Annotated in this window: 14 protein-coding genes; 12 read left to right on the forward strand and 2 right to left on the reverse strand. The window is 30.9% G+C overall.

What is annotated here, in order from left to right; genetic code table 11:
* Positions 1-45: 45 nt before the first annotated feature.
* The gene (locus NMK29_RS13895; protein ID WP_108803645.1) at positions 46-504 is read right to left on the reverse strand and encodes a DUF4442 domain-containing protein; all 459 of its coding nucleotides are present in this window, start codon (positions 502-504) and stop codon (positions 46-48) included.
* Between the two features lie 156 nt (positions 505-660).
* Between NMK29_RS13895 and NMK29_RS13900 the strand changes: the two genes are divergently transcribed.
* The 8 genes from NMK29_RS13900 to NMK29_RS13935 all read left to right on the forward strand — a co-directional run bounded on the left by NMK29_RS13900 (position 661) and on the right by NMK29_RS13935 (position 7170).
* Positions 661-1113 carry a DUF4870 domain-containing protein gene (locus tag NMK29_RS13900; protein ID WP_108803644.1) on the forward strand — a complete coding sequence of 151 codons (453 nt, stop codon included), beginning with the start codon at positions 661-663 and terminating at the stop codon, positions 1111-1113.
* A 7-nt stretch (positions 1114-1120) separates the two neighbouring features.
* Positions 1121-1654, forward strand: a complete 534-nt coding sequence (locus tag NMK29_RS13905) for a hypothetical protein (protein WP_108803643.1) — start codon at positions 1121-1123, stop codon at positions 1652-1654.
* A 57-nt stretch (positions 1655-1711) separates the two neighbouring features.
* On the forward strand, positions 1712-2053 hold the full coding sequence (locus NMK29_RS13910; protein ID WP_027392197.1) for a PadR family transcriptional regulator: 342 nt from the start codon (positions 1712-1714) through the stop codon (positions 2051-2053).
* Positions 2050-3813, forward strand: coding sequence for a PspC domain-containing protein (locus NMK29_RS13915; protein WP_108803642.1), 1764 nt, complete (start codon positions 2050-2052; stop codon positions 3811-3813). The genes NMK29_RS13910 and NMK29_RS13915 overlap by 4 nt, the downstream gene beginning before the upstream one ends.
* 46 nt (positions 3814-3859) lie before the next feature.
* Complete coding sequence (locus NMK29_RS13920) at positions 3860-4579, forward strand: head GIN domain-containing protein (RefSeq protein ID WP_108803641.1); 720 nt, start codon at positions 3860-3862, stop codon at positions 4577-4579.
* A gap of 163 nt (positions 4580-4742) precedes the next feature.
* Positions 4743-5291: a hypothetical protein gene (locus tag NMK29_RS13925; protein ID WP_108803640.1), complete on the forward strand. Its 549-nt coding sequence runs from the start codon at positions 4743-4745 to the stop codon at positions 5289-5291.
* 29 nt (positions 5292-5320) lie between these two features.
* Complete coding sequence (locus NMK29_RS13930; protein WP_159092232.1) at positions 5321-6097, forward strand: DUF4440 domain-containing protein; 777 nt, start codon at positions 5321-5323, stop codon at positions 6095-6097.
* Positions 6098-6312: 215 nt separating this feature from the next.
* Positions 6313-7170: a GIN domain-containing protein gene (locus NMK29_RS13935; protein WP_108803638.1), complete on the forward strand. Its 858-nt coding sequence runs from the start codon at positions 6313-6315 to the stop codon at positions 7168-7170.
* A 54-nt stretch (positions 7171-7224) separates the two neighbouring features.
* On the opposite strand, the gene trxB is transcribed toward NMK29_RS13935, so the two are convergent.
* Positions 7225-8193, reverse strand: a complete 969-nt coding sequence (gene trxB / locus NMK29_RS13940) for a thioredoxin-disulfide reductase (protein ID WP_108803637.1) — start codon at positions 8191-8193, stop codon at positions 7225-7227.
* A 171-nt stretch (positions 8194-8364) separates the two neighbouring features.
* Here trxB and NMK29_RS13945 point away from each other — a divergent pair, with 171 nt between their 5' ends.
* The 4 genes from NMK29_RS13945 to NMK29_RS13960 all read left to right on the forward strand — a co-directional run bounded on the left by NMK29_RS13945 (position 8365) and on the right by NMK29_RS13960 (position 16673).
* Positions 8365-8985 (forward strand): trimeric intracellular cation channel family protein, encoded by a 621-nt coding sequence (locus NMK29_RS13945; RefSeq protein ID WP_108803636.1) that lies wholly within the window; start codon positions 8365-8367, stop codon positions 8983-8985.
* A 341-nt stretch (positions 8986-9326) separates the two neighbouring features.
* The gene (fabV, locus tag NMK29_RS13950) at positions 9327-10520 is read left to right on the forward strand and encodes an enoyl-ACP reductase FabV (RefSeq protein WP_108803635.1); all 1194 of its coding nucleotides are present in this window, start codon (positions 9327-9329) and stop codon (positions 10518-10520) included.
* A 259-nt stretch (positions 10521-10779) separates the two neighbouring features.
* Positions 10780-14586 carry a M48 family metallopeptidase gene (locus NMK29_RS13955; protein ID WP_108803634.1) on the forward strand — a complete coding sequence of 1269 codons (3807 nt, stop codon included), beginning with the start codon at positions 10780-10782 and terminating at the stop codon, positions 14584-14586.
* A gap of 197 nt (positions 14587-14783) precedes the next feature.
* On the forward strand, positions 14784-16673 hold the full coding sequence (locus NMK29_RS13960) for an OstA-like protein (RefSeq protein WP_234424274.1): 1890 nt from the start codon (positions 14784-14786) through the stop codon (positions 16671-16673).
* Positions 16674-16688 lie beyond the last annotated feature (15 nt).

Genomic DNA, 16688 nt, shown 5'->3' on the forward strand with positions numbered 1-16688 from the left:
ATTTAGTATCCAATAAATAAAATTAATAGTCTTTTACACTTAAACCTACTTGGTTTTTAATCTAATTGTCCATTCAAAATTAAATGTAGAAACTTCAACACCTTGTTTATTTGTTCCTATAGATTTCATCCATACAGTTTGCCCCTCCCCAGTTTTAATAGTTTTTTGAATAGCTTCTTTAATCAAACGACCGTCATTACAAATAAATGTGATCCTACCTGTGGCTTTTTTTGTAAAAGTTGCATTATTATTTGCTACCAACATGGATATTTTTTTGCCACTTTCCCTAATTTGACCAGAAACCATGGCACCTGTACTCATCTCTGCAGCCATACCTTGTACTGCCCAAAACATAGAATTAAAAGGATTTTGATTCATCCATCTATGCTTAACGCTTACAGTGCAACTAGATTCACTAATTTGTTTTACACGAACACCACAGAGCCAAGCAGAGGGTAACTTGAACATTGTGAAGGTGTTAATTTTTCCTGGTGTAATCTTCATAATTATGATATTTAATTGTCCTAAAATATTGAAAAAGAATGGACATACAAAATCACGTCAAATCATAAAATTATGTTAAAATATGGTACTATGTTTTGCATAATACCTTCTTTTAACCATATATTTGTATAAGAAACTATTATATACTTTAAAAAAATGTCAACTAACAACCATAATAACATAGCAACATTTATGCACTTAGGGGTGTTCACTAAGTACTTTATTCCATTCGGAAATTTTATTGTTCCCATACTTCTATGGACTACTAATAAAGAAAAATCCGATTTTATAGATGAACACGGAAAAGAAGCAATCAATTTTCAGTTGAGTATTTTGTTATACACTGTTATTTTAGGAATGATATCCTTTCCATTTTTTATGTTCAATATACTTGGAGACGCTTCTTTGTTCGATATTTTTAATCATAATGGATTAGATCTTCACTTTTCTAGTGATGGTGGATTTAGAACATTGATAGGTGCTTCTTTTGTAGGAGTTATTGCTTTAATTGGTTTCTTTTTAGAAATCACTTTTATCATCTCCGCTGCGATTAAAGGAAATAAAGGTGAGCGATATAAATACCCATTAACAATACGCTTTATAAAGTAATTTTAACATGAACTCATCAATCAATATAAAATATGTTTTAATTACAGCTATAGCTGTGGTATCCTCCTTCTTTTTTCATGAGTTGGCCCACTTCATCACTGGGAAGCTTTTAGGATATGAAATGGGAATGACACTTAACTCTGCATTCCTGAAAGAAGGAGAATATCAATATAGTTGGCATCAACAATTAGTAAGTGCTGCAGGTCCATTATTTACAATAATTCAGGCTTTTGTCATTTTCTATTTTATAAAAAAAACAAATAATGAGTATTGGTATCCATTTTTATTCTTTGCTTTTTACTCTAGAGTATTAGCTATGATAATATCAATTTTTAATCCTAATGATGAAGCTAGAATTAGTGCTTGGTTAGGTCTAGGATATTGGATTTTACCATTATTAGTAAGTTTTACATTACTCATATTAGTAATAAAAACATCAAAAGAGCAGAGATACAATTTAAAATTTAACTTAATCAATTATCTTTTATCAACTGTATTTATTGCAGGAGTTGTATTCTCTGATCAATATTTATTAAAATAATCATCAATCAATCATTAATCAAAAAATGAACAGTTTAACTTTTTAAAAATCAGTTTTATGAAGATCGAAAACACAAAAGCGCAAATGCGCAAAGGTGTTCTGGAATATTGCATACTTTCAATTCTTAAGGACGATGATGCTTATGTAGCAGAGATTTTAGAGACCCTTAAAGATGCAAAGATGTTAGTTGTAGAAGGCACAATATATCCCCTACTAACCAGACTTAAAAATGCAGGCTTACTAAGCTATCGCTGGGAAGAGTCAACATCAGGACCACCACGTAAATATTATGGACTTACAGAAACAGGAAAACTTTTTCTTAAAGAATTAAACACTACTTGGGACGAATTACAAAATGCAGTAACCATAGTTACTAAACAAAAAAAGAAACAAAAATGAACAAGACAGTCAATATAAATTTAGCAGGCATATTTTTTCATATCGATGAAGACGCTTACTTAAAGCTGCAGCGCTATATTCAGGCGATAAAACGTTCGTTTACCGACTCTCAAGGTAGAGATGAAATTATCGCTGATATCGAAGCTAGAATAGCAGAACTTTTCAGTGAAAAAATAAAAGATGAAAGACAAGTAATAGGCATCAAAGAAGTTGATGAAGTAATCGAAGTAATGGGGCAACCCGAAGATTATAGATTGGATGAAGAAATTTTTGAAGATGAGCCAAAATCATCATATCAAAGAACTACTAAGTCTAAACAATTATTCAGAGATACTTCTAACTCATATGTAGGAGGTGTAAGTTCCGGATTAAGTCATTACTTAGGTATAGATCCTATTTGGTTAAGAATCGCTTGGATACTATTTACTGTATTCTCTAGTGGTGCATTTATTCTTATATATATAGCATTTTGGATTTTTGTGCCAGAAGCAAAAAGTACTGCAGATTACTTAGCTATGAAGGGTGAGGCAGTAAATATCAGTAACATTGAAAAAAAAATCAAGGAAGGATTTAATGATGTTGCAGATAAAGTTAAAGACGTAGATTATCAAAAATATAGTGATAAAGTAAAAAGTGGATCTACTAGTTTCTTTGACGCCCTTGGAGATGTACTATTAGTAGTATTAAAAATATTCGTAAAATTTATAGGTGTATTACTTATAATAGTTGCAGGTATTACTTTAATAAGTCTTTTTATTAGCTTATTTACTGTTGGTACTTTTGGATTTATAGAAACCCCTTTTACTGAATATATTGATGTAGTTAATCATCCTAACATCCCATTATGGCTAGTATCATTACTTACATTATTTGCTGTTGGTATTCCATTCTTCTTTTTATTCATTCTAGGATTAAAGATTGTTATCAATAATCTAAAATCAATAGGTACACCAGCCAAGTTAGCACTGTTAGCTGTTTGGATTCTATCCGTAATAGGACTAACCGTAGTAGGGATTCGTCAAGCTACTCAAGAAGCTTATGATGCCGAAGTAATCGAAGATTCGAGAAACTTAAACATACAATCAAGCGATACTTTAACTATAAAAATGGTTGGAAACAATAGATATGTAAGAGGATTATATCACCGAAATGATTTTAAAATAAAAAGAGATGAAAATGATAATAAGGTGATCGTAATTCAGGATGTAGAAGTTTTGATTAAAGAAAATAGAGAGGATTCAACACCAAAATTAACTATTAGAAAAAATGCAGAAGGAAGTAGTTATGATGGAGCAAAAGAAAGAGCCGCTGCAATCAAGTATAATTATGACATAAAAGGAAACACCTTATTATTAGATGGATATGCTATCACTGATTACACAAATAAGTACAATGATCAAGAAGTCGAAATCATAATTTCTATACCCGAAGGGATGACTATATATGCAGATGATAACACCTCTGGTTTTAATAACTCTTGGAAATACAATGATTATCTAACTATCGATGGTAAAGAAGGAAAATATCTAAAATTAATAGATGGAAAACTTACTTGCCAGGATTGTCCGAAAGATGAATGGCAATATAATGAATGGGAAGATGATGATGATAGAGATTCTAATGACGGGGTAAAAATTAATATCAATTCAGATGATGACAATGCCAATCTTAAAATTGACGAAGATGGAGTACAAATCAAAAGCGAAGAAGTAGACATAAAAATTGACGAGAACGGAATAAAAATCAAAACCGATAATTAATAACAATCAAAAAACGAACAGTTTAATAAATTAAATCACTTAGATTATGACAACACTAACTAAAATAATTGTAACCTTATGTTTATCAGCATTATGTTGTTCTTGCAACATAGCCTTCAATGGAATTAGAGGTCAAGGAGATGTAATCAAAAAAGAAAAGACTATTAACGAAGACTTTAATACTATTAAATCAAGTCGAGGTTTAGATGTAGTCTTAACCAATAAAAAAGATAGAAAAGTAATTATTGAAGCCAACGAAAATTTACATCAACATATAGAAGTATATGTAGAAGGAGATATTTTATACATAACCTCTGATAAAAACATTTATCAAGCAGATGAAAAAACAGTATATGTATCATACGATAAATTAGGAAAAATATCCGCTACGAGTGGTGCTAGAGTAACTGCGCAAGGTGCAGTTGTACAAAAAGATCTTGCCATTAGCGCAACCAGTGGTGCGGATATTGAACTAAAAGTAAAAGCCGAAACACTTACTACATCAGTAACTAGCGGAGCAATGATGGATCTATCTGGCAAAGTAAATAATCATAATGCAAGCGCAACAAGTGGTGCAGATATTAGAGCTAGTGAATTATTGAGCTTAGTATCAGAAGCAAAAGCAACTAGTGGTGCGATGATTAGAATACATGCCAAAGATCAATTTACAGGAAAAGCAACTAGTGGTGCTAATATTAACTACTATGGAGAACCTGGAAAAGTTGACGAAGTAGAAAATTCTGGAGGAAATGTAAAAAGAAATTAAACCAATAAAAACAAATTCCTAACCAATAAATTTAACCACAGACCAACCACCAACCAACCAAAATTCGAACCACCTGAAAAGCTTCCATTGTTGACAGACAAGTTATTTAGATATTTATGCTTTTTGGGTGGTTTTTTCTTTTCATCATTTTAAAAATCAAAAAATGATCACACAAAAAATAATTCAGAACAAACTACCATTCATTATTATTGTTACATTACTAGTTGGGCTTCATATCTTTTGGGAATATCATTATAATAATGGGGTGACGACACATCATCTATTAGCCCGAGAAGATTTACCTGGAATATCCAATTGGTGGGGATTATTATCAATCCCTTTAATCAGTTGGATTTTGATTTCTTTAAGTAAATGGTTACATAATAAAGACTCAATTACCTACAGCCTATCAAAAATCACAAAGGGTTTTATTGGAGGGTTAGTTTTCGGAATACTAATAGCTTTATTATGGGAATTAAGGTTAGAAAACATTTTACAATATGCTATTTGGACGCCAATTATTCTAGCTTTTTTCATTCCAATATATCTTCCAGGAAATTTACTTGGTTTTATACTGGGTCTTACCTTTACTTTTGGAGGGATCTTACCAATAGGCATCGGTTTAGTTCTCATAATAATATCATTTGTGATATGGACCATTTTTAGAAAATGGATCCCATTTATATTCCAAAAAATCAATCAAAGAAATTAATCAAAGAAATCAATCAAAAACGAACTATCATGTTAAAAACAATTTTAAGTAAAACTCATAAACTTTTACTTATAGCATTAATTCCTTCACTTCTGACAGCACAAAATAATTCTTCATTAGAAGAAACAATTCTAGAACTCGATAAAAATTTCTGGAAATCCTACAACACCTGTAATATATCTACATTTAAAACTTTTTTTGTAGAAGATTTTGAGTTTTATCACGATAAAGGAGGGCTTACTTCTGGACTTACTAAAATGATGTCCAGTGTAGAAAATGGATTATGTAATCCAGAAAACCCAAGAGTTCGCAGAGAAGTTGTAGAAGGTAGTGTACAGGTATATCCTCTAAATAATTATGGTGCAATTATTACTGGAGAACATGTTTTTTATGTTTCAGAAAAAGGTAAAAAAGAAAAACTTGCTGAAATAGCTAAATTTACTCACGTTTGGCAACATAAAGATGAACAATGGAAAATGACCAGAGTTCTTAGTTACGATCACCAACCAGCGCAACAAAATACAGACAAAAAAGAAATTTCCTTATCGGATAATATCTTAAATAAATATATAGGAACCTACCAAGGGCCACAAACAGGAACTGTAATTATTACCAAAAAAGAGCAACATTTAGAAATAAATGCTGGCAAAATGAACGCAATAGTATACCCACAAACAGAAAATTTATTTTTTCATAAACAAAGCCCTCTCACCTTTGAGTTTATACAAGACAAGAACAGTGTAGTCTCAAAAATGATTGTACGCGAAAATGGACAGATTGTAGAAGAAGCGAAAAAAGTAAAATAATACCTTAAATAACATTCCCTTGTTAAACGTTTTTTGCATTTGGTAGAAAAAAAAAGCCTCTAATCTAAAAGAGGCTTTTTTTTGGTACGTCTTTTGAAATATCGCTTAAAACAACATTATATTTAATAAGTAATATTGAATTGAAGATGATATTTTTTTGACTCGTATTATACTGAAATAAAAAAAACACAGTTTAAAATAAAAACTTTCATACTATGAGAACATGGGCACTTTCTTTATTATGCCTAATCGGTTTAGGAAACCTACACGCGCAAAAAGAGAAAATAAAAGGAAATAAAATTGTAGTTACTGAACAAAAATCAGTAGATGCTTTTCATACAATACAACTCAATGATAATTTTGAAGTAACATTACAAGAAGACAGTGATAATATAATATCTATTGAAGCAGATAGTAATTTACAGGAAGTAATTAATATAACTGTACAAGATAGCATCTTAAATATTAAGTCTGATAAAAGAATCAAACGCTCAAAAGCACTTAATATTAAAATCAGTTATGCTCAAGATTTAAAGAAGATAGTATCTTTTAATAAAGTACAACTTAAATCTACTTCTTTAATAAAAGCTTCTAACATAAGAATCGAAAGTAATGATGATTCTGAGATGTTTCTAAGTATTGAAGCTGACAAAACAAGTAGTATTACAAATGGCAAATCTAATGTTGATTTACATATAAATGCAAATGAAGCTTTTTATCAAGTAAATGATGACTCCGAACTTAAAGGTATCGTAGAAGCAGATAGCCTAAAAATAGATTTATATCAAAAAGGATATGCAAAATTAGAAGGAAAAGTAACTTCGATGCTATTAAGAGCAGATGGAAATACTGATTTCTATGGTGAAAAATTAATCACAGAAAAAACCTCAATAATTGCTGAAGGCTCTAGTGATTGTTATTTAGTTGCCAATGAAGAAATTACCATTGAAGCTAAGGATGATTCAGAAATCTATCTTCTGGGAGAACCAAAAATCAATATCCCTGTATTTACCAATGAAGCTATATTGTACAAGAAAAAAATAGATTATAGTCCTGGTTTACTCAAATTATAATAAAAAAAAGACCTGATACATCTCAGGTCTTTTTTTTATTACATATACTATTTTTTACGCAGAAACTTCTTCACTAGTTTCTATCGTAGCAAGATATCTTTCTGCATCCAATGCCGCCATACAACCAGTACCTGCAGCAGTAACTGCTTGTCTATATTCTTTATCCTGAACATCTCCAGAAGCAAATACTCCAGGAATATTCGTTTTTGTAGACTTACCTTCGGTAATAATATATCCAGTATCATCCATATCAATCTGATCCTTAAAAATATCAGTATTCGGTTTATGACCAATAGCTATAAACAATCCTGTTATTGAAATTTCAGATTTATCTCCAGTTTGATTGTTTATCATACGCAAACCATCTACTACCTGATCACCTAGAACCTCATCAACTTCTGTATTATAAAGCACTTTAAGATTTGGTGTATTATTTACACGATGTTGCATAGCTTTCGAAGCTCTCATAAAATCTTTACGCACAAGCATAGTAACACTAGAACAAATATTAGCCAAATAAGTAGCCTCTTCTGCTGCAGTATCACCAGCTCCTACAATAGCAACATCTTGTCCTTTATAAAAGAATCCATCACAAACTGCACAGGCAGAAACTCCACCTCCTCGTAATTTCTGTTCGCTAGGTAAACCTAAATATTTAGCAGTGGCACCAGTAGATATTATTACAGCTTCTGCTTCGATCTCTTTCGTATTATCAACAGTAACTTTATGAATACCTCCTACTTCTTTACTAAATTCGACAGAAGTAACCATCCCTATTCGGACTTCAGTTCCAAAACGCTCAGCTTGTTGCTGTAATTGCACCATCATTGTAGGTCCATCGATTCCCTCCGGATATCCCGGAAAATTATCTACTTCAGTTGTAGTAGTTAACTGACCTCCAGGCTCCATACCGGTGTACATAATTGGTTTTAGATCTGCTCTGGCTGCATATATTGCTGCAGTATAACCTGCAGGTCCTGAACCTATAATAAGGCATTTTATTCTTTCTATAGTATCTGACATAATCTTTTCTATTTAACTGATGTAAAAGTAGCAATTTGATGATAAACCTTACACTAAAGTTATTAAGAATTGTTATTCATATATAGATATCCTAGATAATCATAAGAAAGATGAATCTGAAAAATCATAATTTCAATTAGATACCCTACTTTTATTCCAAAATAAAAGAAAATGACACTTTTCGATACTTTGGATATTTTAGGAACTATTGCTTTTGCTATTTCTGGAGCTTTAAGTGCGATGAATAGAAGATTCGATCTGTTTGGAATCTTTATTATTGCATTTGTCACAGCTATTGGTGGCGGAACTCTAAGAGATGTATTAATTGGTGCAACACCTGTATCCTGGATGCAAAACACTGTAAACATGTACTTGATCGGTGGAGTAACTATACTAGCTATATTGTTCCGAAATAAAATAGATTACCTAAAAAAGTCTCTTTTCTTATTTGATACTATAGGATTGGGTATTTTTACTATTATAGGAGTAGAAACAGGCATACAGACCAACCTAGCCCCTATTGTATCTATTGCATTAGGAACCATGACGGGATGTTTTGGAGGTGTTATTAGAGATATCCTATGTAATGAAGTTCCTGTAATTTTCAGGAAAGAAATTTATGCAACGGCATCTATTGCTGGAGGAATATGTTTTATGATTTTATATACTTTCAATACTCCCACTAATCTTGTGTATATAACTACTACCCTATTGATTATTATTATTCGTTTAATTGTTGTAAAATATCAAATAACACTGCCAATGTTTACTGTGATAAATCAAAAAAAGTAATATCGTTAAAAATAAAAACTCGCTTTTTATATTGATATTTCATAATTAAAAAGTCATTTTCAAACGAAATTTTACAAGGTAAGTTATCTTATATTATGGCTTTGACGTTTTTTGAATATAAAGAGGTTAAAAATAAATTATTCAACCTTTAAATTATTGCATTTTTCTTAAATGATTGATGCGCTTTAATAAACCGTATATCCACATATGTTTTTAAAAACATTACTCTAGATTTTACTAGATATATATTGAATATCAAAAATTATTCAATCTCCTCTTCTTTTACTTGGAAATCGACTCTTTTTGGGCTATGTTCGTACATTCAGAAAAGAAGTTACACAATGATTATCGAACCAAGAACTCGCGGTTTTATCTGCTTGACAGCACACCCTAAAGGATGTGAACAAAATGTACTAAATCAAATCAATTATATTAAATCTAAAGGAGCCATTGAAGGTCCAAAAAATGTACTAGTTATAGGAGCATCTACAGGATTTGGTCTTGCCTCCAGAATTACTAGTGCATTTGGTTCTAATGCTGCTACAATTGGAGTCTTTTTAGAAAAACCACCTAAAACTAATAGACCAGCCTCTCCAGGATGGTATAATACTGCTGCATTTGAGACACAAGCACATGAAGCCGGATTGTATGCTAAAAGTATTAATGGAGATGCATTTTCTAATGAGATAAAAGAGCAAACCATCGCTCTTATAAAGAAAGATCTAGGTCAAATCGATTTAGTTATTTATAGTTTAGCTTCCCCTGTTCGAGTACATCCAGAAACTGGAGTAAAACATAAATCCTCTTTAAAACCTATTGGAGATTCTTACACAAATAAAACTGTAGATTTCCATACCGGAAATATATCTCAAGTATCCATTGAACCTGCTACTGAAGAAGACATAGAAAATACAGTTACGGTTATGGGTGGAGAAGATTGGAAGTTCTGGATTGATGCTTTACAAAAAGAAAATTTATTAGCTCCAGAAGCTAAAACAATTGCCTATTCTTATATTGGTCCTAAGTTAACTGAACCTGTATATAGAAAAGGAACTATTGGTCGCGCCAAAGATCATTTAGAAGCAACAGCATTTGATATTACTGATTCTCTTGCTGATATAAACGGAAAAGCATATGTTTCTGTAAATAAAGCGCTAGTAACACAAGCTAGTTCAGCTATTCCTGTTATTCCTCTATACATTTCTTTATTATACAAAATAATGAAAGAAAATAATGTTCATGAAGGATGTATAGAGCAAATGCAACGTTTGTTTGCAGATCGATTATATAACAACAATGAAATCGCTACCGATGACAAAGGCAGAATACGAGTCGATGATTGGGAAATGCGTGAAGATATTCAAGCAAAGATAAAAGAACTTTGGGATAATGCCACAACAGAAACGTTGTCAACTATTGGAGATTTAGAAGGGTACAGTAATGATTTCTTCAACTTATTTGGGTTTAAAGTAGCTGGAATCGATTATACCCAAGATGTAAATGAAGTTGTTGAAATCCCAGGATTACAATCTTAATTCAACTTTATTTTTAGTAATATATTAAATCCCTTGTTACATCTATGTAATAAGGGATTTTTCGTTTATGATATTTGACAATAAATATTTCTTTTCATAAAAAATAAATTTTGGGGTAACATTTAGTATCAATCTGACACTTACCTAAGAATATAAAACTTTGCCAAAACATAAAAACATTTTAAGAAATTGTCATTTTACAATTAATAAATGTTACAATGTTGAAGTTTTTAATTAGCTAACTAATAACATTTTTTTTATGAAAAACCTATACTCAAAAAGTTCTCATAGCATACCCGATGGACTAACGAAGCCTTCTGCTTCATTTAAAAAATTTGTATGGCTTTCAGTTTTAGGACTCTTATTCTTTATTGTTATTTATATATCATTAATAATCTGGTTTGGTCGACTAGCATATTATTCATTTTTAGATGAAGGTTCTTTTTGGAACTATGTATTGGCAGGTGGATACGCTTTTCTTTGTTTATTTATGATTAAGTCTCTTTTTATTTTCAATAAAAAAGAGAAAAATCCATTAGATAAATATATTACAGAAAAAGAAGAACCAACGCTCTTTGATTATCTCTATAAATTAGCTGATGAAGCTGGCGCTCCTAGACCTTCAAAAGTTTTTCTTTCACCTAGAGTAAATGCAAGTGTATCATATGATCTTTCTATTATAAATTTAATTTTTCCATCAAAGAAAAATTTAGAAATAGGATTAGGCTTAATGAATGTATTGAGCCTTGGAGAATTTAAAGCTGTACTAGCACATGAATTTGGTCATTTTGCACAGCGTTCTATGTTATTGGGTAGGTATGTATATGTCGCGCAGCAAATTGCTGTTCAAATTATCAATAAACGAGATATTTTTGACAATTTTTTAGCTGGAATATCCAGTATTGACATCCGTATTTCCTGGATAGGTTGGATATTATCAATACTTGTATGGGCAGTTAGGTCATTAATAGAAACTTGTTTTAGTATTGTTATAATAGCACAACGTGCATTATCCAGAGAAATGGAATTTCAGGCAGATTTAGTCGCTGTTTCATTAACTGGTAGTGATGCCCTTATACACGCTCTATATAAATTACAAATCGCTGATGAAGCATATGATCATGCCTTAAATGCTGTTAATTCTAAACTAGAAGATAAAAAAGCGATACATAATTTATTTAAACTACAAAGCAATTACATCAAGAAAATGTCATGGGTATTGAATGATCATTCTTATGGCAAATCTCCTCAAATAGTTGATACGAATCCTGAATCAAATAGAATTTTTGAAGACAGAATATTTAATCCACCAAAAATGTGGTCTACACATCCTGCAGATCAAGATCGAGAAGAAAACGCTAAAAAAATATACATCGCAGCCGAAATAGATGAAAGACCAGCAGAAATTTTGCTATCCGACGCTACTAAATATGAAGTCGAAATAACAGCAAAACTAATAGCAACAAGTAAAATTGAAACAGAAATTATATCTGATCAAGAGTCTTTAGAATTTCAGAATAAAAAATATTTTAATTGGACTTTCTTGGACCCAAAATACCAGTCGAATTTTTTAAACAGATTTTTTACACTAAATTTTGAAAGTGTTGATCAAATGTATTCATTAGATATATCTAATAGCGAAATAACATCTAATTTTGAATCATTATACCAAACAACACTTTCTAAAACATTAGATAATTTAAAGGAAGTAAAAGAAGAAATAGTTGCTATTAACCTTATTGTAAACGGTCCAATTACTATAGAAAAAAGAGAAATTTGGCATCGAGGAGAAAGAATTAAAAGAAAGGATGTAAAAGCGGTACTAAACAAACTAGCTCTAGAAGAATCTTCTTTATTGGATGAATTAAAAACTCAAGATACATTATGTAGATCTACATATTATAAAGCAGCTTCAATTATAGATAATAATTGGTCCAATTATTTAAAATCAATCAGTAGTTTAGTACACTATTCAGAACACGCAATAGCAGATATTGAAGACGCAGCTAGAAAATATCACAACGTAGTTTCAATTGCTCTTGCTGATGGAAATGTAAGTTCTGATGAACTAACTGCTATATTAAATTCCGGGAACGATTATTACAAATCCATTCGTTCTTCTTTTCTTAAAAGTAAAAAAATACAATTAAATAAAGAACTATTAGAAAATTCTAATAAAGAAAGTTATGCCGATTTTTTTGAAGAATTTAAACTATCATCTCCCACGGGAGAAAACATAAACAAATGGTCCCAAGTAATTGATGGCTGGGCTAATCAAGCTCTAAATGGGTTAAATTTCTTAAGAAATTCATCCCTTGAACATCTGTTGGATATTGAAGAAGATATAAAGAATGCTTATCTTACTAATAATCAAATTGCAAAAAGAATTCCTAATCCTATTACTATAGCAGATTCTTATAAATTACTAGTTCCCGGAACAGAAAGGCCTATCCAAAGAAAGCTAAAATTATGGGATCGCTTTATGATGGGAGAAGGTTTTTTTGGAGCAACTGCGAAATTTGCTATATCCTCGGTACTAATTGGAGGTGCTCTTTTTTTAGGAAGCTTTTCTCAATCAACTAGCTTGACTATTTATAATGGATTAGAAATAGATGTAACTGTAGTTATCAATGAACAAGAACAAATACAAATCCCTGCAAAAAATAACAAATCTATCTCAATAGACTATAATACCGATTACAACATAGTAACAAATAGATTTGATGGATCAAACATAGAAAACTTCAATGAAACTAGTGGGTCACCTGGTCAAGAACATGTTTACAATATAGCAAATGCTGGTGTTTTCTTTGAATATACTGCTTACTACGGATCAGGAAATGGTTATATTCCAAAACAAAGAAATATTGGTGCAAAAAGATGGTTTGCAAGTGAAGCAGATTATATTTTAAAAACACCTCCTGAAAGAGATGAAATAGGAACTAAAAAAGATGTCCTAGTAGCATACAGTGATATTAACCCATATGATATGATTTCAGTTGTTAGTGATTCTTCTGAACTGAAAAAATTAATATATGCTCACGTAAAATGGGATACAGAAGAAAGTACCAATATCCTGAACTGGCTAAGTCTATTACAATTTTCTGATAATCCTCAAGAGGTAATTGATCAAAGAATACAAAATTTAGGAAATGATATGGTTTCCAAAAGAGCAAGAATGGATCTAGCCAATATCGAAGAAAAAAATAAAATATGTAATGAGATTAAAGAATCATTTATAAAAAATAAAAATAGTCCTGATTTATATTATCTAAATACTAGGTGCCTAGAAGATTCTGATTACCAAGATAATAAATTCCTAAAAGGATATGAGCAATGGAACAATCATCCTTGGTTAGCATATGCTGCAGCTCATATTTATGCAAAAAATGAAAATTGGGAAAAAAGTTTGTTAGCCTTTAATTCAGCCAGTAAAGTAAATAGTTTAAAAGAGATTATAGCCATTAATGCTGAGAAAGTACGAAGGAAAATTAATCGTTATGGTGAAAAAGGAAAATTAAACTTTACTACGAACGATCTAGAATATTACTTAGGTATAGATAATCGAAAATTGACCAAATTTAATGATGATCCTAACTACGCATTCGTATTAATGCTACAAGGTAAATTAAACGAAGCATATGATTTTATAAAATCATATGAAGAAAACAAACCATATATATTACGTTTTCTAGCAGTATCAGATGGCGCATCTAATAAAATCAAAAATGATGTAAAACTGTTAAATGATCAAGAAGGAATTAACAACTCCACAATTTGGTACTCATTAGCATTTAATCTATTAGAAAAGAAAGACTATACAAAAAACGTAAAGAACATTGAAAATCTAGGAGTTACAAAAACAGATCTAGATCAGTATATTCAATTAATCAAAGCTGGAAATTATCAGAAAGCCGAAAATGTAATAAAAAAACAACAATTATATTTTAAAGGATATATGTATGCAGTAGGTTATATTATCAATAAATCGGATGCTCCAACTACATGGAAAAACAATGCAAATGACCTATTACTTGCCCATGAAAAACCTTTCTTAGGGAAGTAATAAATTATTTAACTAAAGAATAACTTAAAAACAATTAATTAGCACTGTTAAACTTAATACCTATTAGCAGAAAATTATAATGATTCATTGATTTTAGATCAAAAATGCAACAAAACTTCATTGCTTAAGTATTTATGCATGAACCGATACAATCATTACATACAATTTTCGTTATTTTGCAGACAAATTACAGATACTTGAAAAACACATTTTTCTATATAGCTTTTATATTGCTTTTTTGCACTATCTCGTTTGCTCAAGAAGGTAAAAAAATCAAGGTTCAATCAGATCGTACCATTAAAAACGAAGAACGTTTTCCTGGTGCAACAATTCTTGCCAAAGTAAAGAAACAAGTTTATATCGAACACGATGGTATTGAGATCTGGTGTGATCGAGCTGTGCATTATGGTAAGGATAAATTCGTTAGAGCACTTGGTAATGTAAAAATGAAACAAGGAGATACACTTACTATGACCAGTGCCTATGCTGAATATAATGGTAATAGTAAATTTGCATATGCGAGAGAAAATGTTTTTTTAGAAACTCCATCGAATACATTAACAACGGATACATTATTTTTTGATCGTTTACGTCAGCAAGCTTATTACAGAAGTGGTGGAACAGTAAAAGATTCTTCTAATACACTTACTAGTAAAATAGGAAGGTATTTTATGGACAGAAAACAATACTCATTTAATACAAAAGTAAAAATCGTTAATCCAGAAAACACAGTTGATTCCGATCGTTTGGATTATTATACTGATAACGGCCATGCATATTTATACGGACCATCAACTGTAAAAGGAGAAGAAAGCACACTCTATTGCGAGCGTGGTTTTTATGATACTAAAGTAAAGACTGGATATGCTATAAAAAATGCTCGTATCGATTATGATAATCGAACTGTTTTTGGTGATAGTATATTTTATAATAGTGCCATACAATTTGCATCAGCCACGAATAACATTAAAGTATTAGATACCGCCAATAATTCGATTATTACGGGTCATTATGCAGAAGTTTTTAAGGACAAAGATTCTGTATTTATCACAAAAAGAGCATTAGCATCCACTTTACAGGAAAAAGACTCTATTTATATTCACAGTGACACTTTAATGGTTACAGGAAAACCAGAACGTAGAATTATGAATGGTTTTTATGATGTTCGAATTTTTAAAAGTAATATGAGTGGTAAGAGTGATTCTATTAATGTTGATCAAACCACTGGATATACTAAAATGATAGGCAAACCTATTATTTGGTCTCAGCGAAATCAAATGACCGGTGATACTATAAAGATTATATCAAATACTGAAACTGAAAAGCTTGATTCACTGGTAGTGTATCAAAATGCATTTTTAGTCCAAGAAGACACACTAAAAGCTGGATATAATCAGGTGAAAGGTCAAACGCTGTATGGATTATTTAAAGACAATGAAATTTATCAAGTAGATATCGATAAGAATACAGAAACTATATTTTATCAAAGAGAAAGTGAAGGAGAACTTAAATTGATTGGTATTAATAAAGTATTGTCGAGCTCTATAAAATTACTACTAGAACAACGAGAAATTGTAGATGTCTACTATTATCAAAATGTAGACGGAACATTGTATAGAGAAATTGATTTGCCTGAAAATGCCAGAGAATTATCTGGTTTTAAATGGAGAGGAGAAGAACAAATACTTAGTAAAAAGGATCTTTTCAGAGGAGAAACACCTCCTAAGCTAACAAAAATAACAGGAATACCGCTTCCTGTAGAAGATGATGACTTCTTTGATGAAGAAACTATAAAACGTCTAGAAGAAAACAAATCCGAAGGTTCTCGATTATTAGAGCAAAAACTTGAGGACGCGGAATTAAAGGAAACTAATGAAGAGCTAGATGAAATTCTAAAACCAAAGAAAAAGACTAAGGAAAACACAAAAGCTGAAAAGAAAAAAGATACAACTTCTAAAAAAGAATTGCCCAAAAAAGTAGCCTTTGTAGACCATGATCTTAATCGTTCGGCAAGACAACGAGATAGCATTACGGTAACGACCTTAAAAAATAAAAAGACTTTAGATAGTATTCAAGAAAAGAAATAAGTAAGATTCTTTTTA

It is taken from the genome of Aquimarina sp. Aq107 (assembly GCF_943733665.1).
Classification (GTDB): domain Bacteria; phylum Bacteroidota; class Bacteroidia; order Flavobacteriales; family Flavobacteriaceae; genus Aquimarina.

What these genes read in the sequence shown, in the direction of transcription:
- NMK29_RS13895 (WP_108803645.1), bottom strand. Translation starts at nt 504, where the DNA reads ATGAAGATTACACCAGGAAAAATTAACACCTTCACAATGTTCAAGTTA.
- NMK29_RS13900 (WP_108803644.1), top strand. Translation starts at nt 661, where the DNA reads ATGTCAACTAACAACCATAATAACATAGCAACATTTATGCACTTAGGG.
- NMK29_RS13905 (WP_108803643.1), top strand. Translation starts at nt 1,121, where the DNA reads ATGAACTCATCAATCAATATAAAATATGTTTTAATTACAGCTATAGCT.
- NMK29_RS13910 (WP_027392197.1), top strand. Translation starts at nt 1,712, where the DNA reads ATGAAGATCGAAAACACAAAAGCGCAAATGCGCAAAGGTGTTCTGGAA.
- NMK29_RS13915 (WP_108803642.1), top strand. Translation starts at nt 2,050, where the DNA reads ATGAACAAGACAGTCAATATAAATTTAGCAGGCATATTTTTTCATATC.
- NMK29_RS13920 (WP_108803641.1), top strand. Translation starts at nt 3,860, where the DNA reads ATGACAACACTAACTAAAATAATTGTAACCTTATGTTTATCAGCATTA.
- NMK29_RS13925 (WP_108803640.1), top strand. Translation starts at nt 4,743, where the DNA reads ATGATCACACAAAAAATAATTCAGAACAAACTACCATTCATTATTATT.
- NMK29_RS13930 (WP_159092232.1), top strand. Translation starts at nt 5,321, where the DNA reads ATGTTAAAAACAATTTTAAGTAAAACTCATAAACTTTTACTTATAGCA.
- NMK29_RS13935 (WP_108803638.1), top strand. Translation starts at nt 6,313, where the DNA reads ATGAGAACATGGGCACTTTCTTTATTATGCCTAATCGGTTTAGGAAAC.
- trxB (WP_108803637.1), bottom strand. Translation starts at nt 8,193, where the DNA reads ATGTCAGATACTATAGAAAGAATAAAATGCCTTATTATAGGTTCAGGA.
- NMK29_RS13945 (WP_108803636.1), top strand. Translation starts at nt 8,365, where the DNA reads ATGACACTTTTCGATACTTTGGATATTTTAGGAACTATTGCTTTTGCT.
- fabV (WP_108803635.1), top strand. Translation starts at nt 9,327, where the DNA reads ATGATTATCGAACCAAGAACTCGCGGTTTTATCTGCTTGACAGCACAC.
- NMK29_RS13955 (WP_108803634.1), top strand. Translation starts at nt 10,780, where the DNA reads ATGAAAAACCTATACTCAAAAAGTTCTCATAGCATACCCGATGGACTA.